Origin of the sequence: Evansella clarkii (assembly GCF_002019695.1) — a bacterium.
Lineage (GTDB): Bacteria > Bacillota > Bacilli > Bacillales > Salisediminibacteriaceae > Evansella > Evansella clarkii.
This window is the reverse complement of the sequence record NZ_KV917376.1, coordinates 3246409-3266060: the sequence shown is the minus strand read 5'-3', so window position 1 is coordinate 3266060 and position 19652 is coordinate 3246409. Positions and strand designations below refer to the sequence as shown.

The following is a 19652-nucleotide window of genomic DNA, read 5'->3' as shown; positions in this document are numbered from 1 at the left end:
CGTTCTGTCAGATTTTTTCGGCTCAAGTAAAAATTGTATTTTTTACCAGACAACATTACTTTTTCCAAAAACAGAAAAAATACCCGCAAAAATTAAATTTGCGGGTACTTCCTTTACACTTTATTCAATTTCCAGATTTCTTCTGCATACTCCTGAATCGTCCTGTCACTGGAAAACTTTCCGGAGTAAGCGACATTCGTGACACTCATATTCAGCCATGTGAGTCTGTCTCTGTATGCCTGTTCCACAAGTTCATGTGTTTCAATATAAGAATCGAAGTCCTTCAGAACAAAATAAGGATCATTATGGTACAGAATGTGATAATAAATATCTTTAAACTCAATCTCCTGGGAACCAAAGCCTCCCTCATTCAGCTGGTCCATAATCCGCTTTATTCTGTCGTCCGTATTATATACTGCTGTAGCATCATAACCGCCATGATTATAATAACTAAGAACTTCATCAGCTGTAAGGCCGAAAATAAAGATATTACGGTCCCCTACCAGGTCCCGGATCTCAATATTCGCTCCATCAAGGGTACCCACTGTTAACGCACCGTTCATCATCATTTTCATATTACCTGTCCCGGATGCTTCTTTACTTGCCGTAGAAATCTGCTCACTTATATCAGCAGCCGGGATAATCTTTTCAGCAAGGCTCACATTATAGTTTTCAAGGAAAACAACTTTTAATTTTCCATTAATGTCTTTGTCGTAATTAATAATGGAAGCAGCTTTATTAATCAGCTTGATTACTTCTTTTGCCATGTAGTAGCCTGGAGCTGCTTTAGCGCCAAAAATAAAGGTCCTCGGAGTAATATCAAGCCCGGGATTATCCTTTAGCTCATTATATAAGTAAATAACGTGGAAAATGTTCAGGAGCTGCCGCTTATATTCATGAAGCCGTTTAATCTGAACATCGAAGATCGACTGATCGTCCACCAGGATCCCGGTACGGTCATGAATAAAATTAGCAAGTGCTCTTTTATTTTCGTGTTTTACTTTATCTGCTTTTTCGAGAAATGGTCGGTCCTTTGAATAACGAAGAAGGCTTATCAGCTGGTTTGGACGCTGAATCCACTGGCTGCCGATAACTTCGGTAATCAGGCTTGCTAAATTTGGATTCGCCTGCAAAAGCCATCTTCTGTGAGTAATCCCATTTGTTTTGTTATTGAACCGGTCCGGAAATAACGCGTAAAAATCCTTCATTTCCTTCTTTTTTAATATATCCGTATGAAGCCGTGCGACCCCGTTTACACTGAAGCTCCCTACAATAGCGAGTCTTGCCATATGGACCTGGTCATCCGCTATTACCGCCAGTTCAGGTATTTTATCCCTTAATCCCTCATGATCAAACCAGATTCCCTTGCAAAAACGCTCGTTAATCTCATCGATAATCATGTAAATACGCGGTAATAGATGCTGAAGCATTTGTACCGGCCATTTTTCAAGGGCTTCACTTAATGTAGTATGGTTTGTGTAAGCCATCACTTTTGTAGTGATATTCCAGGCATCATCCCAGCCAAGGCGTTCTTCATCCATAAGGATTCTCATTAGTTCCGGGACTGCAAGGCTCGGATGAGTATCATTAATCTGAATGACAACTTTTTCAGGGAGGTGCCTGATAGACTTTCTTGAATTCTTTTTGAAATTCCGGATAATGTTCTGGATGCTGGAAGAAACAAGGAAATACTGCTGCTTCAACCTGAGTTCTTTCCCCTCGTAGTTAGAATCGTCTGGATATAAAAAACCGCTGATTTGTTCAATAGAATGCTTATGGTCAAGATCCCGGTAATACTGTGATTTACCAGCAGAATAATCAGTATTATTAAAAGGCGCTTCCGCATTCCAGAGACGGAGCGTATTAACCACTTTGTTCTTGTAACCGGCGACCGGGATATCATACGGAACCGCCATTACTTTATCTGTATTTTCATATTTAAATTCCAGGCTGCCGTCATTTTTCTTGAACATATGTACATCCCCGCGAAAATGGATGCATACTGCTTCTTCCTCTTTTCGGTTTTCCCATGGATATTCATCTTTCAGCCAGTAATCAGGGAGTTCAATCTGATTACCATGGATAATGCGCTGTTCAAATAATCCATATTTATATCTGATGCCAAAGCCGTGGCCCGGATACTTCAGGGAAGCCATAGAATCAAGGAAACATGCTGCAAGACGGCCGAGACCTCCGTTGCCAAGACCAGCATCATGTTCCTGAGAGTATATTTCTTCAGGTTCGTAACCGAGTTCCTTCAGAGAACTGTTAGCCGCATCGAGCATACCGCAGTTCATCAGATTGTTCTCGAGCATAGTACCTACCAGAAACTCCATAGATAAATAATAAATCTGCTTACAGTTTTTTTCTTTATATTTATTTTGTGTCTCCAGCCAGAGAGGCATCAATTCTTCGTTAACAATCGATGATACAGCATAATATAAATCTTTCTTTGATGCATCCGTTAACGTTTTTCCTTTTTGCACCTTCAGCTTATTCGTTATTCGATCCGTAAATTCTTCAGCGGTGAATGTGAATTGGGTCAAGGGATCCTACCTCCTATGCATAAATTGTTGTTAATTCTGAATAAATGGAAGCATAGTCCCTTGCAGAATCCTTCCAGCTGAACTGGCTTTTATTAATGTTTTTCAGCAGCTGATGCCAGTGCTCTGGTGTATTGTAAATTTCAAGAGAATAACGCAGCACTTCCAGAAGTTCGTGGGCATTATAATTACTGAAACTGAAGCCGTTCCCTTCTCCGGTGATTTCATTATAAGGAATGACAGTATCCTTCAGGCCGCCTGTTTCCCTGACGATCGGTGCAGCCTTATACTGCAGGGCAATAAGCTGAGACAGGCCGCATGGTTCAAATTTAGACGGCATAACGAAAAAGTCTGCACTTGCATAAAGCTGACGGGCCAGACCCTCGTCAAACGTAAGCATGGTGACCAGTTTGCCCTGGTAACGGTTTGAGGCATCTGAAAAGTAGGTTTCAAACTCCTCGTCACCTGTTCCGAGAATGATGAGCTGTACATCCTCGATGAGAAACTCATTAAGGATATGCTGGACAAGGTGAAGCCCTTTTTGCTCAACAAGTCTTGTGATAATTATATATACTGGGGTTTCCCCATTCTCAGGCAGTCCCAGTTTCTGCTGGACCGCCAGTTTATTTTCCTTTTTCTTGCCTCTGGAAGAACGGTAGTGAACCGGGATATAAGGATCTTTCATCGGATTATAATCATCCGTGTCAATACCGTTAAGCACTCCGGTTAAATCAATCGCCCTTTCCTGAAGCACTGGATGAAGGCCTTCTCCGAAATACGGATCTTTAATTTCTTCCGCATAGCTTGGGCTCACTGTTGTTATTTTATCTGCATGGTAAAGTCCGCTTTTCATGCAATTCAGCATGCCGTTCCATTCCATGCCCCCAATATGCTCTTCGGACAAATTAAAGAAATCATCAAATGTCCCAAGGGGCATAACACCCTGGTACTTAATATTATGGATCGTAAATACAGTTTTTAGGTTTTCAACCGGCTGCATTATTTTTGCAAGTGCTACTACCATTCCAGTCTGCCAGTCATGGGCGTGCAGCACGTCTGGTTCAAAATCAAGATGAGGAAGTGCTTCAATCACTGCCCTGCTGAAAAAAACGAAGCGCTCCCCGTCGTCGTAATAACCATATACCCCTTTACGGGTGAAATAATAATCGTTGGAAATGAAATAATATAAAATATTATTATGTTCCAATGTAAAAAGGCTTGCTTCCTGGTTTCGCCATCCAAGAGGCACATCAAAGGAGGATTTATACTCCATCTGTTCCCGGAATTTTTCCGGTATTTCATCGTAAAGAGGAAGAATGACCCGGGTGTCCATCCGTTCATTCTTTTTTAATGCCTGAGGAAGAGAGCCGATGACATCTGCAAGTCCTCCAGTTTTGATAAATGGTGTGCATTCTGAAGCTACGTGTAATATATTCTTCACTTTAGTTCTCTCCCTTCAGCTGTTCAGATTACCTGCCGCTTTGCCACAACATACGGCTTATCTTTAGAACCTATGAATCTCTGGTCTCCTTTTACATGAACATCCTTATCAAGGATGACATTCTCCAGATGGACTCCAGGCTCAATGACGCACCGCTGCATTATGATCGAATTTTTTACAGTGGCTCCTTCTTTCACTTCTACTCCTCGGAATAGAATGCTCCCTTCAACGTTTCCGTCAATAATACAGCCGTTAGCGAGAATGGACTTTTTCACACTCGATTCGAACCTGTACTTGGCAGGAGGCTGATTACTGATTTTCGTACGGATAAAAGGCTCTTTATAAAAGAGGTCAATATACTCTTCCTCATTCAGCAGATTCATATTATGCCGGTAATAGCTTTCAATGGAGTTAATGAACGCACTGTAACCTTCATATTTGTAAGTCTGAATATTTAATTCCCCAAGCTTTTCTTTTATACCATGGATAAAAAAGTGGTCCTTATGATGGGCGATACAGTCATCGACAAGCTCCATCAGGAGGTCCTTGCTTAAAATATACACTCCGGTATAGGTAAGGTTATTTTTCTTATCATTTGTAATCTCTGTAACCCACCCATCCCCGTCTGCCGAAAGTTTCAGGCACGAATCATGCTCAGGGAGCAGTGTCTTTACCTCTGTAGAAACAAGGGTTACATCAGCATTGCGATCCAGATGAAACTGAAAAGCCTCTTTATAATCTGTATTCGCAATAAATTGGCTGCCGCTCACAAGGACATAAGAAGATTTACTTCTGTTAAAGTAATCTCTGTTATTATGAAAGTGCTTCAGGTCGCCCTTTGAGATGTCCGACGGATCGTTCCAGTCCGGGGGAAGGATAAACAAACCTCCGTTTCTTCTGTCCAGCTCCCAGTTCTCTCCTGTTCCGAGATGGTCCATGAGAGACCGGTATTTGTTTCTCGTAAATATAGCGACTTCCTGAATTCTGGAATTGACCATGTTTGATAAGGCAAAATCAATCAGCCGGTAGCGGCCGGCGAAAGGTATTGATGCTCCGGTACGGAAATATGTCAGTTCGTGAAAAAAGTGGTGCTCGTGTTCTAGGTTAATAAGACCCATCATTGATTTCATCGGGATCCTCCTTTATTATTGGCTTTGTAAAATTATGATGATTTTCGCTTCAGGACACTCGCTTGCCTCGGGCATTGCTTCAAAGAGCGTTACTTCGCCGATACTCGTCGATTTGTTTCGACGGATATTCTACGAAGCTAAGCTGGCAGAGGAAGAAACAGCTGCCTTATGTAGAGACTTCTGTCTCTTCCTCTTAGAGCATCACTCCGAAGCTGCATGCGTCGAGACAACTCGTAGTGTTTTCATGGTGCTTCGCTCGTAGCTAATGCTATTTCCGAAGGCGTCTCGTACCTGTAGCTACAATCACCATTTCTAATAGAACAGTATATGTCCTTAACAGAGCCTATTTTTTCTGATAAAGTATTTCTGCTAATTTTTCTTCGTCAATGATCAGTGGTTCTTCATCTGGGTTTGAGCGTATATGGGTTCCTACAGGTATCTCTGTATTCTCCTTCACGATGACCCGCTCGAGCGTACAGTGTTTACCAACCTTTACTCCAGGGTGAAGGATAGACTGATAGATTGTGCTTCCCCGGTGAACCGTTACATTCCTGAATAAAATAGAGCTTTCCACCGTTCCGCACACCCAGCATCCTGAATTTATGAGAGAGTGTTTAACGATGGCGCTTTCCCCGATGAACTGTGGCGGGAAGTTAGAATCGTTGGAATACATCCGCCAGTTCTTATTGTTCAGAGAAAGGCTCAGATCCTCGTCAAGAAGGTCCATGTTTGCTTCCCAGTAGCTTTGTACTGTCCCCACATCTTTCCAGTAGCCATTAAATTTGTAAGCGTAAAGTTTGAGATCATCGTAGAGCATCGCCGGGATGATATCTTTCCCGAAATCATGGCTGGACCTGCTGTTTACAGCATCTTCTTTTAAATAGCGCTTCAGTTTATCCCAGGTAAAAATATAGATACCCATTGAAGCAAGATTACTTTTTGGGTTTGCCGGTTTCTCATCAAATTCATAGATTCTTAGATCTTCCGTCGTGTTTAAAATTCCGAAGCGCGAAGCTTCCTCCCATGGTACAGACATTACCGAAATAGTAGCGTCAGCCTCTGACTCTTTATGGTGCTGTAAAAGCTTTTTGTAATCCATGTGATAAATATGGTCTCCGGAAATTACAAGCACATATTCCGGATCATACTGGTCGATATAGTGTGTGTTCTGATAGATAGCATCCGCAGTTCCGGAATACCAGCTTCCTCCGTCTTTAGCAGTGTATGGAGATAAAATCGTTACACCGTCTGTCTGCCTGTCAAGGTCCCATGGTTTTCCTATTCCAATATGTTTGTTTAATTCCAGCGGAGAATACTGGGTCAGAACGCCAACGGTATGAATTCCTGAATTCGTACAATTGCTCAGTGTGAAGTCAATAATTCTGTATTTTCCTCCGAAATGAACTGCAGGCTTTGCCAGATTTTTTGTTAATGCACCAAGGCGTTTTCCTTCTCCTCCAGCTAACAGCATCCCTACACATTCTTTTTTCATTTATTCACCAGCCTCCTTAAGGCGAGAAGTCGTTTCCTCTTTTTTAAAAATCGAGATTGCCAGTGGCGGGACTTTGAGCTTTATATGCTGATGCAGCCCATGCCATTTCTCCGGAAAACTAAAATGTTCTCCTTCATTTATTTGGCCGGACCCTCCGTATTCGGAGGAATCCGAATTAAATACTTCCTTATAAATTCCTGGCTCAGGAACACCGACTTTATAATTGAAATACACGTTCGGAGTGAAATTACAGACGACAATTAATTCATCACCTGGTCTTTTGCCCCGCCTCCTGAAAGCAATGACGCTCTGGTCAATATTATGGGGATCAATCCATTGAAAGCCTTCCGGTTCGTGATCAAGTTCGTAAAGTTCACCGTTTTCCCGGTAAAAATAATTTAATGATTTTACATAATCAAAGATTCCTTTATGAAACGGATATTGAAGCAAATGCCAGTCGAGCTGCTCTTTATCTTTCCACTCCGCATACTGTGCCAGCTCCCCGCCCATAAACAGCAGCTTTTTACCGGGATGAGTGTACATATATCCATACAAAAGCCTGAGGTTCGCAAACTGCTGCCATTGATCCCCAGGCATTTTATCAAGGAGGGACTTTTTTCCGTGGACAACTTCATCGTGGGATAATGGAAGCAGAAAGTTCTCTGAATTGGTATACATGAATGAAAAGGTAATCAAATTGTGATGCCATTTTCTGTGCACCGGATCATACTTCATATATTTCAGCATGTCGTTCATCCAGCCCATATTCCATTTGAAATTAAACCCCAGTCCCCCGGTGTAAACCGGAGAGGTAACAAGAGGCAGGTCTGAGCTGTCTTCCGCCATCATCAGGGCATTCGGCTCGTATTCAAACACAACTTTATTAAGCTTTCTGATAAACGCGTGAGCTTCGAGGTTTTCATCTCCCCCAAAGGAATTAGTGATTTTTTCCTCATCATCATGCTTATCAAAATTTAACGAAAGCATGCTGGCAACAGCATCAACGCGCAGACCGTCTATGTGATATTCCTCCAGCCAGTAAAGAGCATTTGATATGAGAAAGCTTTGAACCTCAGGGCGGCCGAAATCGAAAGTGAGCGTTCCCCACGTCCTTTTTTCAGATTTTCTCGGATCTGTGTATTCATATAGTGGTTTGCCGTCAAATTCTCTTAGGGCAAATTCATCCTTGCAAAAATGCCCAGGGACCCAGTCCATAATGACACCGATATTTTCAAGGTGGCACTGGTCCACAAAGTATTTAAGGTCTTCCCTGCTGCCGTACCTTGATGTCACAGCAAAATACCCGGTTATCTGATACCCCCAGGATATATCCAGAGGATGTTCTGCAAGTGGAAGCAGTTCAATATGGGTGTAACCGAGAGATTTAACGTAAGGTATTAATTCATCTGCAAGTTCACGGTAGGACAGAAACTCCCCATCCTCCTTTTTCTTCCACGATCCTAAGTGGACTTCGTAAATAGAAACAGGAGATTCATAGGGAACATACCTGCTTTTCGCTTTTTGCCAGACACTGTCCGACCATTTGTATTCTTCTTCCCCCGGCGTCAATGAAGCGGTTGCCGGCCTTAACTCCCATTGAGAGGCATAAGGGTCGGACTTTAACAAAGTCCGTCCATCTGTCGTCTTTATTTCATATTTGTACGACTCTTTTCCGGAGATGCCGGTAAAAAAACCAGCCCATAATCCTTCCTTTGTAAGCCTTGTTAATTTATAAAAAGATCCATCCCAGTTGTTAAATTCTCCCGCAACCAGTACTTCACTTGCATTTGGAGCCCAGACGGCGAAGCGGAGGCCAGTTTCTCCGTTCCACTCAATCTTGTGGCAGCCAAGCAGCTGGTAGCTGTGATAATTGGTTCCCTGGTGGAATAAATAAACTTCTTCTTCTGTGATGTTATACAGCATGCATACTACTCCTTTCAGAACAAAAACGAAGTCAGGAAATAAGACAGAAGATTCTGAACAGTAATGTCAGACCTCCGTCAGGAAATACCTGGAGGGTAAACTTTTATGTAGTTTTTTTGCTTTCAAAATCTGGTTTAAAGCTAATTATAGAGATTAACTTTTACATAATGCAGAATTATTAAATAATATTTCAACAAATTAGTGAACGAAAAAACTAACATTCTATTTTTTCTACTTAATCCCTTTGTGCATCCCTTAACATTTACTCGTTATTATAGACGATTTCAGTGTATATTTCTTTATGTTTGTAAAAGAATCTTTCAACAAATTCATCTGAAAAATAGCTTAAGATAGGGACATTTGTCGAACAAATTATACTAAAATAACATTGTATTTATATACATTTTTTTGCATCCTGTATATAATTGGAGGAACGGACAGTTCCCAATATTTTTGTTGATTTTTTATTTCAGGGAACTAATCAAAAGCCGTCCTCAACAGTTTTTGCATACAATAAATAAAATAGAAAACTTCAAAGGGGTTGCTCTTGTGGAAAATCATGTAGCCTGGATCGAGGATAAAAATATTTTGAGTTTAACATATAATGATGTTGCACATCTGCTTCATGCTGAGACTCAACCCTTTATTAAAAAAATAATGGATGAATCTGTTATTTCTGTTTCGATTTCAGAAGTGACTGACGATAATAAATTATTTTTCTCATCCACCCAGGAACTTCCTGTGGGAGAGAGGCTTGAGCTGCATTTGGCCGGAGATGTTTTTCCTGTATATGCCGGCGCGATAGTTCGCACTGACTGGTTTGATACTCATTATGCGGCCACTGACGAAAAACTTGGCGCGCTATGCGGGAAAGAAGAAACAACCTTCGCAGTCTGGGCCCCCACAGCCACAGAGATAGAATTATATTTGAATAATGTTAACTACTCAATGAATCGACAAAAAAATGGGGTCTGGGAGTGCACGGTTCCTGGATACTGGCATGGTTCAGCTTACCAATATGAAGTTACAGTTAACGGTAAGACAGAGTTAGTTAACGACCCATATGCAAAGTCTCTGCTGCCAAACAGTACTAAATCAGTAGTAATTGACCAGGAGAAAGTAAGCATCAGCTGGCTGCCTGACAGCAAGCGACCCTCCTTAAATGAAGTTACGGACGCTGTCATCTATGAATTGCATGTACGTGATGCCACAAGCCATAGAGAAAGCGGTATGAAGCACAAAGGAAAATTCTCCGGTCTCACAGAACGGAATACAAAGACAAACAACGGTTTTTCTACTGGTATCAGTTATATTAAAGAACTTGGCTGTACTCATGTTCAGCTGCTTCCAATCAATGATTTTGCCCGGGTTGATGAGCTTGATCCGGAAAAAGACTATAACTGGGGATACGATCCCCTGTTTTTCCAGGTGCCTGAAGGAAGCTATTCCCTTTCACCCGGGGATCCGGCAGCCAGAATTACAGAATGTAAAACTATGATCAACGCCTTTCACCAGGAAGGACTGAGCGTCATCCTTGATGTTGTTTTCAATCACGTTTATAAAATTGAGGAATCCGCTTTTCAAAAGCTGGTGCCAGGCTATTATTTTCGTTACCATGAAGACGGAACACTGAGCAATGGAACGGGAGTTGGGAATGACTTCTCTTCAGAAAAGACTATGGGCCGAAAGTTTATCATTGAATCTGTAGATTACTGGCTGACAGAATTTAAGGTGGATGGCTTCCGGTTTGATTTAATGGGGATCCTCGATATAGAAACAATGAAACAGGTTCGAAAGCGATGCGACCAGGAAAATGTGAAAATCATTGTTTTAGGCGAAGGGTGGGATTTATATACTGCCCTGCCTGCAGATCGTAAAGCTGTTACAAACCATTCTCATAAACTTCCGGGAATAATGTTTTTTAATGACTTTTTCAGAGACACTCTTAAGGGAAGTTTGTTTAATATGCATGATACAGGCTATTCGAACGGTAAAGGCCGGTTTATCGAACGGCTGCCCCATCTCGTCTCCGGATGCAGTCTGGAAGAATTCGGCCATCCTGTTGTTTCTGATATAACTCAGACAATCAATTACACAGAATGCCATGATAACCATACTTTATGGGACCGCCTGCTTAAAACAAATGAAGAGGAAAGCGACACAGACAGGAAGAAAATTCACCAGCTCGCAACAGGCATCACCTTGCTAAGTCAGGGCGTGCCCTTCATTCATGCAGGCCAGGAATGGTTCCGTTCAAAGCAAGGAGACGGCAACAGTTACCTCTCTGGGGATACGATCAATCAGCTTGACTGGACGATAAGAGAGACAGAGGAAGAGAATATTCACTTTATAAGAAATCTTATTAGCGTAAGGAAACAATACAGTGTTTTCCGCCTTACCTCAAAAGAGGAAGTACGGAGACGCCTTCACATCCTTCAGACTCCAGCGCCTGTTTTCGGCTTTGCCCTGTTCGGTGACCGTGAGGATTTTGTCATTTATGTAAATCCAACGAAAAGGAGATTTGAGCTTCATCTCCCATCCCCTGGGAAATGGCGGGTTATGGCAACAAATGAATTTCCCGGCAATAGTGAGGTAGACGGGAAAGAAGTAACGGGGGAATTCACTTTTCTCGAACCTTACGAATTAACAGTAATGAAAAAGGGAAGATAATGATTTGCAGAGCGGGAAACGCCTTAAGGGTTACGTTATCGGGTGCTTTTCTATTAAAAGATACAAGAATTGTGGCTGGGACCAAAGTATATACAACAAAAGAAAAAACGAATGAGAATCAGAAGAGTAGCATAGACCTCGCTCCGGAAATATACTTCGCGTCGCGGGCATGGCCTCAAAGAGGGTTACTTCTCCGCGAATGCTCCGATTTGTCTCGACGTATATCCTCCGGAGCTAATCTGGAAGAGGAAGAGACAGCCTCCTCGGTAAAAACCAACCTGCGGGGTCTTCTGCTCATGCTATTCCCGCAGGAAAGAGCATGAGCTTCCCAGTAAATGCTTCGATTTGTCTCGACGGATACGCTTCAAAGCAATGCTCACAGAGGAAGAGACAGTCGTATATTTCCTACGCTAAATGAGTTCATCATTCGTTTTTTTTCATATTAAATACTTATTTCTGTCCCAGCCTCTTTCTTACCTTTAGTCAACGCATTTTTGTTAATTTCTTTTACATTTCATTTTTGGGTGTAGGAGGAAGGGGGACCCCGTCCTCCTACACCCAAGTTTTTGTATCACAAAAAGACCTTACGCTTTCCTGTTTTTCGAAAGGTCAATGTGCTATAGTTGAATCAAACTTCGTTACGATCTTTGAGCTGGTAGTGCGGACTCATAATCGTACAATATGCCGTGTGTGATAAGTTGAAACGTCACTTTCAGGAACTTATTCATACACGCCACAACAGCGACCTTATGAGGCTTACTCTGAGGTTGCTTTTTTAATTTGTAATAATAGTCCACGAAGTGATTAGGTTTTCCTTTTGCCATAAGCATTGAACAAATCATAAAAAATAAAATTTTCCGCAGCTTCTTATTACCTCTTTTATTTATTCGATCACGATATTGCATATTACCGGATTGATAGCGCATGATATCAATGCCCGCGTAAGCGTTTAACTGTTTGGCGTTTTTAAAACGGCGGATATCCCCTAGTTCGCCAATCAGTCGACACGCTGTTGAATCTCCGATTCCTGGAAATGAACGCAAGACCTTATATTCTTTTCTCCCTTCTGAGATAGTTACCATTTGTTTGACGAGCTGAACCTTTTTCTCCATCAAATCCGCAATACGTCGAGCATAATCCCTTGCTTGATCACAACGAATGTCCGACGGATCAATAGCTGGATACGAATTTTCGGCAGCTTTCAATAATACAATGGCTTTCTCCTCTGCGCGTTTTAAAGATAAATTCTTTCGGGTGTTCTCTTTCAAACGGTTTTTAATAATCGTTTTTGAAAGTGCTCGTAATTGTGCCGAATGGGGATAGAGCTGTACGAGATTTAAAAATAACGCGGAACTTGGTGTAATGAGCTGTTCCAATTCCGGAAATGATAGATGTAAAATCGCATGCATTCTACTGCGTAAGAGGATCATCTCTTCATCAATTTCATCATAGTAACGTGTAATCGCCCGCATTTGTTCAAAGTAGTCATCTTGTTGGTATGTCGCTTCGCGAGCCATACTAAAGTGTGTTTTCGCAAGCTCGTGGGCATCGCTAATATCTGTTTTATGACGACGCATCTTAGCCATTTGTAAATTCGCTTCCAATGGATTCATACGGCAGTATGTATGGCCTTTAGTCGCCAGGAACTTTTCCAGTGGTTTTGAGTAAATACCTGTTGCTTCAAACACAATTTCGGGGGCTTGTTTATCCAAAACCGTCATTTCTTCAATTCTGTGATGAAGCCGTTCAAAATCAATCCGAGTATGAGTTAATTCCCCTTCCAATTCACATTGTTTATACCGGTCATAAATAGCAAAAGTACTTTTTCCTTTACTGACATCAAGTGCGATGACATGCTTCAAACGAACCTTCTCCTTTTTAGCCAATCATAGAAGTCTTCACAGCGCCTTATTGATTCCATTTTCTTATACACGATCTCTTGGACCCAACATACTAAACTGATTCAAACAAGGGTGTGAAGTTGGCCGGTTTTTTGATACGGACTCTTATCTTGGTCCCAGAGGCTGTCCGGCCTTTCTTCACTTCTACTATAAAAAAATAGTAGCACAGACCATGGCCTTGGTCTGTGCTACTAATGTTAGTATGTTTTTCTTTATTAATCAGATTTTCTGCGAAATCCCCATCCATGAACAAACTGTTTTGTACTTTTCGGGTGGGCGTTTAGCTTAAGCAACCGATTCAATTATTAGACGGAAGGATTCCGCTTAAATCATAGTTACTATAAATTAACGCTGAAATAGACGGAGAGATTCCGCCTATTAACTCGAAAAGTTCGAAAATGGGAGTTTTTGCTTTGCTAAACGGTCAAACCTCCTCTTATTTCAGCCCGCGATGGACTCCATTCTGCATATAAACGGAAAATCTCCGTTTAATTTTTTGCTGATTATTTTAAAATCGAGTGAGTTTCATCTCAACCAGGGATCGAAACGGAACTTTGAGGAAAACACACCCAGCCGAATCTCCCTGTCGTCTGTTCATTAGTTGGGTACCGAATTCTCTCCGTTAATATAACCTGCACCGTAAATATCAGGATCCCTGTCATTCCATAACACAGTACCTTTTCTCAGTCGCCTTTTTATTCTTTTCGGTGTTAACTGAGGATTGTGCTGCAGCATTAAAGCCACAATTCCAGCGCATACAGGTGTTGCCATAGAGGTGCCTGATAAAGAAATATATTCTGCTCCCACTCTGCTTCCTTTTGAAGACTTATCAATATAAGAACCAGGTGATCTTGCAGCAATGATATTTACGCCCGGGGCAAGAATATCAGGTTTTGTCTTTCCATAGATTGTCGGCCCCCTGCTTGAAAAGCCCGCTGCTTCGTCATCAGCTCTGTCCACTGTTCCTTTGTCATCTAAAGCTCCTACTGTAATAATCTTTTTACTGATACCCGGGCTCGCAATTGTTTGTGGTTCAGGACCGGAGTTACCTGCAGCAGCACAGACAACAATACCTCTTTTCCAGGCTTCCTCCACGATATGCACCATTGGATCATCTGTCTCCTTTTCATGCCTCTGAGCAGGACTGCCTAGTGAAAGATTAATAATATCGATCTTTTCTGATTCATTTTGTTCGTTATACTCGATACACCAATGCACCCCTTCCATTACTGTATCGAGAGAACCTGCTCCCATTTTATTCAGCACCTTCACGCCAATCAGATTCGCTTCAGGTGCAGGACCCCGGTAATTTCCTCCGGAAGCAAACCCATCCCCGGCTGCATCTCCGGCACAATGGGTACCATGTCCATTATCATCATAAGGCTCCGATCTCCCGTTTATGAAATCCACAAATCCGGTAATTCTGCCGTTAAAATCAGGATGAGGATATAAGCCAGTATCAATAATGGCTATGGTAACTCCTTTACCTGTCAGCCTCGTTCCATTTCTTACAATATTATCTGCATTTGCAGCAGGGACTGCTGTGTTAAGAAACGCCTCTACTTTCCTGTTCAAATATATCTTTTCAACATGGCTGCAGCTTTCCAGTATCTCTTCAAGTGCTGCCGGAGTCACCTCCGCACTGCAGCATGAAACAAGGCGAAACTGTTTTTTAAGGCTGCATCTGAATTTATCTGAAAAAATTCTGTTAATCTCTTCACAGCCCGCTTCAAAACAGCCTTTTCTGAATTTCACTATCACTGGAAGCTTCTTCGTACTTTTAATCATCCTTTCCGCCATATTATGCAGGAAACAAGGGGTCCACCTGAAAGGTTTATACAGATTAAGTACTTCCCCCCGGAGCGCTCTGTCTATTTTATGAGCATGCTTCCTTACCACCTGAATCATTGAAAAACCAAGCATTTGCCTGTCCTCCTTATTTGTAATCTACGATAAGGTATGAGGACTGGCAGACTATTGAAACGGTGACTGTCCACATGCAAGGAAAAAAAGGTATTAAACTCGTAAATCAGGGTTCTTGTATTCAACTAGTTCCTGCTGTCTGTTATCAACTCTACGAATTCTCTTCGTTGATTTTCTAAAAAAACTGTCTTCCAGCCATGATCCAGAAGATAGGGGCCCTCCTTACACACAAAACCAAGGCTTTCAAGGAATTTTACTCCATTTGTAAAATCAGTAACCTGGAATGCTGTATGCACAGGCTGGAGGGTTTTCTTCTTCACTTCGATTAGTTCAATTTTCCAATGGTTTCCTGACAGAAAAACGATTCTTTCTCCCTCGAAAATAAATCGTCGTTCTTCCTGTAATTTAAGTTTATTAATAAAATATGCTGCTGTTTGCTCCAGGTTCTCCGTTTCTGCACCAATATGGTGAACGGTAAACAGCCTTTTTAAATGATGAGGTTGATATCGCCGAATTCGTGCCATAAATAACCTTCCTTTAATGCAATATTATATGCTGATATTAAATCTTTCCGGTCAACAAACGCAGTTAACATATTCAGATGGCTTGCTTCAGGTTCATGAAAGCCGGTAACCAGTCCGTCGGCCACAGATAAAGAACTTGTTTCATTTATATAAATATCCGTCCATCCTGATTGTGCAGTCATTCTTCCATTATAAAAGCCTGCTGTTTCAAGAGCCCTGACTACTGTGGTCCCAACTGCAATAATACGCCCGCCGTTATGTTTGGCCTCTGTTACCAATTCCGCTGTTTCCTGAGGAATTGCGTAACTTTCTTTATTTTCTCCCGGTGGAAGCTCCCATTGATTATCCATAAGATAGCTCAGGCCGGTATGAAGCCAAAGAAATGCCGTCTTTACACCTTTCTTCTTCAGCTGGCTGATCAGCTCCCAGCTAAAAGCCCTTCCTGCTGATGGCATTTCCACCGACCCTGGAACAGACCCATAAACAGTTTGATAGTGATCTAATTCCCACGGGTGGTGGATATATTCATAACGTACTGGTTGTCCCAGCTTATATATTTCTTCGTAAAGCCGCCTTCCAGTTAAAGAAAATCGAACCAGCACAAAAGGATAATTATCCTTAAGCAATACCGTCTTTCCCTGAAGCCTTTTTGAAAAGATTAATTTGTCCCCCTTTTTTACACCTCCTTCAGGCAGGAGAACCTCCCATCCGTTTTCATATACTTTCCTCGCAAGACGGACTTCCACAGCTTTTTTCCTCATAATTCCATTTCTCCATACATCTGCCTTTAGTACAGCAGGAATAGTTCTGCTGTTATTCAAAACGAGAAGATCACCTTCCCGAAGGAAATTAGTAAGCTGATTGAATTGAGAATGGATACATCTTCCATTATTGCGGGTTAGAACCATCATTTTTACTTGATCGCGCCTGATTCCTCGCGCCTCAGGAGGAGATACCGCATTCAGTTCCTCTGGAATAGTAAATGTTTCAGCAGGTATTGAGGTATGCATCAGACTGCCCCCTTGTTCGTAAGAGCAAATTCTTGTGCCTGGAACCGCTGCCCGTTTACTTTACTGCTTTCTTCCGATGCAAGATAAATAAATACATCCACCGCATCCTCCGGCTCTCCAATCTCGTAATCACAGTCAGGGACTGCGAGATCATGCATTTCTGTATCCATTTCTCCTGGGTCAACCATATTAATGCGCACCCCTGTATCCTGAACTTCGTCTGCCCATGTTTCTGTCATACCTTCAAGAGCAAATTTGGAAATTCCGTATGTTCCCCATCCGGAATAGCCAGTGTTCCCTGCCTCGGAAGTAACATTTATAATCGATCCGGCACCCCGGGAAAGCATACCTGCAAGCACTCGTTTTGTTATTAAAAAGGGACCGATTGCGTTTGTCTGCAGGACCTTTTGAAAATCCTCCTCCGTTGTATCAGCCAGGAATGGGATTGGGCTCGGTCCGATGGTGGAGGCATTGTTGATTAATACGTCGATTGTGTCATAGCTTAATTCAGTTAGAGAGACAAATCTGTCCACATCGGCGGCTATTGAAACATCGGCTGTTACTGCAAGAACTTCCGCTCCAAGAGCTTCTGCTTCTTTTTTCACTTTCAATAAATCCTTTTCTCCTCTGGCACAGATTGCAAGCCTGGCTTTCTGTTTTGCAAAAGCAAGCGTTAACGCCCTGCCTAACCCTTTTGATGCTCCGGTAATCACTATTGTTTGTTTATTATTCATTTTCTGATCAACTCTCTTCCTTTCATCTTGTTTGTTTACAATTACATCTTATAATGAAAGAGCTGTTGAATCTCCAGCATGAAGAATGAAAAAACATACAGAAAAAGCCCTGCAACTAAGGCAGGACTTCATCTCAGACTTTAGACTGAGTGTGGAGCCTATACTTTGTCATAACCATGTTTCATCGCATAAATGGCTGCCTGAGTGCGGTCGTTTACCTGCAGCTTCGCAAGAATATTACTTACATGGGTCTTGACTGTTTTTTCAGTAATAAATAACTCACTTGATATTTCTTTGTTACTTCTCCCTGCAGCTATCAGGCTGAGGACTTCTTCCTCTCTCCGAGTGAGCTTTTCAACTAAGCTGCTGTCTGTGGTATTTCCTCCCGCCACATGCGTCATAAGCTGATTGGCCACCTGAGGATGAATTTGTGCGGTTCCTTTAAAGGCGCCGCGGATTGTTTCAGCAAGCTGCTCAGGTTCTATGTCCTTCAGCTGATACCCTGCCGCGCCTGCTCGGATGGCAGGTACTACATGGCCCTGGTCGGAATAGCTCGTTAGAATTATCACCTTTATTTCCGGGTGTTTCTCAGTGATTTTCTTTGTAGCTTCTATGCCGTTTATAACTGGAAGGTCAAGATCCATTAATATGACATCCGGAAGCAGTTCAGCCGTTTTTTCAATCGCTTCCTGTCCGTCGTAAGCCTCTCCTGCCACGACAATATCTTCCTGTGTTGACAGGAAAAAACGGAGGCCTCGTATTACCATTGGGTGGTCATCCACCAGAAGTACTTTTATCATTTACACCCCCCCTTTAACCGGAAACTCAGCAATTACTTCGGTCCCTATCCCTGGTCCGCTATTAATTTTTACTGTTCCATGCAGTTCTTCGGCTCGTTCAATCATGCCTGTTAACCCGGCGGAGCGGAACTTCTTTTCAGGATTAAACCCTCTTCCATTATCTTTAACTATTAATCTTACATTTTCTTTCGTTAGCTTCAAATCTGCAAAAACATTACTGGTATCTCCATGTTTGCAGGCATTATTTAACGCTTCCTGCCCGATCCTCCAAAGCGTTTCTTCTACTTTTTCAGGGATTGGAGCAACTCCCTCAACATGTGCATGTACCTGCATACCAAGATTGCTTCCGTATTTTTTCAGGGCTGCAATTACCCCATCTTCAAGGCCTGGAGGCTTAAGCTGCCAGATTAAGGAACGCATTTCTGCCAGCGCTGTCTGTGCCATTTGCTGAAGGTCTTCAAATGTTTCTTTAATTTCCGCTTCATGTTTATATATATTTTTCGCACCCTTTGCTGTAAGGGAAAGAGAAAACAATGTCTGAGTGACCGAGTCATGAAGATCCCTTGCGAGCCGGTTTCTTTCCTCCATAACAGATATCTCCTGCCTCATTTTATGCAGCTTTGCGTTTTCCATTGCAAGTGTAAGATGGCCTGCAAGAGCAGAAAAAATTTCCCCAGGTATTTTACAGCTCCTGTCCCTACCAGCCAGCAGGAAACCGGCTGTGTCCTCCCCGCTCAGTAATGGGATGGCTGCCACTTTTTGATCAGCCTCTTCTGTAAAAACAACGTCTCTCTTTTTCTCAGCCTCGGTTAAAATCTCCCTGGTAAATTCTTCGCCAGCCTCTGGGATCACACTTAGGCTTTCTGCTGTATTAGTTTTTATGTAAAGGGCAGCGAACGTAAAACCAAAGATCGCTTTAATTTTATGAGCGGCCTGCTCTGGAAATGTATCAATGTCATTCAGCTTTTTCAGCTCCCGGCTGGCCACATCAAGCCGGACAAATTCTTCTGCTCTGTGCTGCTGTGCTTCATACAGTTTCATTCTTTTAATCGCCGTACCAATTTGAAACGCAACGGAACTCAGAAGAGCAAGCTCTTCTTCCGTAAATTTTATTTTCCCGGGAGCCGCGACATTCAGCAGTCCGAAAGTTTCCTCACCTGCTTTTAACGGTACTGTAGCATGATGGGTAATTCCTTTAGTATCTCCTCGTTTCAGGCTAATGGAGTCTTCCAGCCGTTTACACTCCATTATATTCACTGCACTGGTCAGACGCCCCGACCAGAATTTTTCAATACACCAGCAAACACCTTCCCGCATTGGCTTCTTTTCCTCTATCTCCAGTGCAGGAGGCAGTCCAGAATCGGCTGAACAGACATACTCACCTTTAGATTCACTGAGAAAAATCCAGCCAGCGGAAAGCCCCGTTATTTCAAGAAGCCGGTCAAGAACAACAGATAGCATAGCATGTAAATCATTGGACCGGTTTAAAGTTTCAGCAATGACTTTTAAAGTTGTTAATTCATTCTCACGCAATTCAGAACTCATTCTAACCCCACCGATC

13 protein-coding genes are annotated in these 19652 nt (G+C 42.3%); 1 reads left to right on the top strand and 12 read right to left on the bottom strand.

All coding sequences use genetic code 11. The features are described from left to right. Positions 1-113: 113 nt before the first annotated feature. The 5 genes from BK582_RS15120 to glgB form a co-directional block, all read right to left on the bottom strand. Positions 114-2546 (bottom strand): glycogen/starch/alpha-glucan phosphorylase, encoded by a 2433-nt coding sequence (locus BK582_RS15120; RefSeq protein ID WP_078595837.1) that lies wholly within the window; start codon positions 2544-2546, stop codon positions 114-116. A gap of 13 nt (positions 2547-2559) precedes the next feature. Next, positions 2560-3984: a glycogen synthase GlgA gene (gene glgA, locus BK582_RS15115; protein ID WP_078595836.1), complete on the bottom strand. Its 1425-nt coding sequence runs from the start codon at positions 3982-3984 to the stop codon at positions 2560-2562. A 23-nt stretch (positions 3985-4007) separates the two neighbouring features. Beyond that, on the bottom strand, positions 4008-5114 hold the full coding sequence (gene glgD, locus BK582_RS15110) for a glucose-1-phosphate adenylyltransferase subunit GlgD (protein ID WP_078595835.1): 1107 nt from the start codon (positions 5112-5114) through the stop codon (positions 4008-4010). Between the two features lie 343 nt (positions 5115-5457). Next, positions 5458-6606 carry a glucose-1-phosphate adenylyltransferase gene (locus tag BK582_RS15105; protein ID WP_078595834.1) on the bottom strand — a complete coding sequence of 383 codons (1149 nt, stop codon included), beginning with the start codon at positions 6604-6606 and terminating at the stop codon, positions 5458-5460. Further along, positions 6607-8529 (bottom strand): 1,4-alpha-glucan branching protein GlgB, encoded by a 1923-nt coding sequence (glgB, locus tag BK582_RS15100; RefSeq protein WP_078595833.1) that lies wholly within the window; start codon positions 8527-8529, stop codon positions 6607-6609. It abuts the gene before it with no gap. A 549-nt stretch (positions 8530-9078) separates the two neighbouring features. Here glgB and pulA point away from each other — a divergent pair. Then, positions 9079-11199, top strand: coding sequence for a type I pullulanase (gene pulA / locus BK582_RS15095; protein ID WP_078598047.1), 2121 nt, complete (start codon positions 9079-9081; stop codon positions 11197-11199). Positions 11200-11837: 638 nt separating this feature from the next. On the opposite strand, the gene BK582_RS15085 is transcribed toward pulA, so the two are convergent. From BK582_RS15085 to BK582_RS15055, 7 genes are all read right to left on the bottom strand, one after another. Beyond that, positions 11838-13061 carry an IS110 family RNA-guided transposase gene (locus BK582_RS15085; RefSeq protein WP_078593298.1) on the bottom strand — a complete coding sequence of 408 codons (1224 nt, stop codon included), beginning with the start codon at positions 13059-13061 and terminating at the stop codon, positions 11838-11840. A gap of 636 nt (positions 13062-13697) precedes the next feature. Then, complete coding sequence (locus BK582_RS15080; RefSeq protein WP_078595831.1) at positions 13698-15023, bottom strand: S8 family peptidase; 1326 nt, start codon at positions 15021-15023, stop codon at positions 13698-13700. A 125-nt stretch (positions 15024-15148) separates the two neighbouring features. After that, complete coding sequence (locus tag BK582_RS15075; RefSeq protein ID WP_078595830.1) at positions 15149-15547, bottom strand: VOC family protein; 399 nt, start codon at positions 15545-15547, stop codon at positions 15149-15151. Then, positions 15511-16557, bottom strand: coding sequence for an S-adenosylmethionine:tRNA ribosyltransferase-isomerase (locus tag BK582_RS15070; RefSeq protein ID WP_078595829.1), 1047 nt, complete (start codon positions 16555-16557; stop codon positions 15511-15513). Before BK582_RS15070 ends, BK582_RS15075 begins: the two co-directional genes overlap by 37 nt. Next, positions 16557-17291 (bottom strand): SDR family NAD(P)-dependent oxidoreductase, encoded by a 735-nt coding sequence (locus BK582_RS15065; protein ID WP_078595828.1) that lies wholly within the window; start codon positions 17289-17291, stop codon positions 16557-16559. Before BK582_RS15065 ends, BK582_RS15070 begins: the two co-directional genes overlap by 1 nt. A gap of 158 nt (positions 17292-17449) precedes the next feature. Beyond that, complete coding sequence (locus BK582_RS15060) at positions 17450-18091, bottom strand: response regulator (protein ID WP_078595827.1); 642 nt, start codon at positions 18089-18091, stop codon at positions 17450-17452. Then, a complete protein-coding gene (locus tag BK582_RS15055; protein ID WP_169911038.1) occupies positions 18092-19636 on the bottom strand; it encodes a GAF domain-containing sensor histidine kinase in 1545 nt (514 codons plus the stop codon). Between the last annotated feature and the right edge of the window lie 16 nt (positions 19637-19652).

Excerpts from the sequence above, each read along its gene's own strand:
- BK582_RS15105 (WP_078595834.1), bottom strand. The coding sequence starts at position 6,606 with ATGAAAAAAGAATGTGTAGGGATGCTGTTAGCTGGAGGAGAAGGAAAA.
- BK582_RS15075 (WP_078595830.1), bottom strand. The coding sequence starts at position 15,547 with ATGGCACGAATTCGGCGATATCAACCTCATCATTTAAAAAGGCTGTTT.
- glgB (WP_078595833.1), bottom strand. The coding sequence starts at position 8,529 with ATGCTGTATAACATCACAGAAGAAGAAGTTTATTTATTCCACCAGGGA.
- glgD (WP_078595835.1), bottom strand. The coding sequence starts at position 5,114 with ATGAAATCAATGATGGGTCTTATTAACCTAGAACACGAGCACCACTTT.
- BK582_RS15065 (WP_078595828.1), bottom strand. The coding sequence starts at position 17,291 with ATGAATAATAAACAAACAATAGTGATTACCGGAGCATCAAAAGGGTTA.
- BK582_RS15070 (WP_078595829.1), bottom strand. The coding sequence starts at position 16,557 with ATGCATACCTCAATACCTGCTGAAACATTTACTATTCCAGAGGAACTG.
- BK582_RS15060 (WP_078595827.1), bottom strand. The coding sequence starts at position 18,091 with ATGATAAAAGTACTTCTGGTGGATGACCACCCAATGGTAATACGAGGC.
- BK582_RS15080 (WP_078595831.1), bottom strand. The coding sequence starts at position 15,023 with ATGCTTGGTTTTTCAATGATTCAGGTGGTAAGGAAGCATGCTCATAAA.
- BK582_RS15055 (WP_169911038.1), bottom strand. The coding sequence starts at position 19,636 with ATGAGTTCTGAATTGCGTGAGAATGAATTAACAACTTTAAAAGTCATT.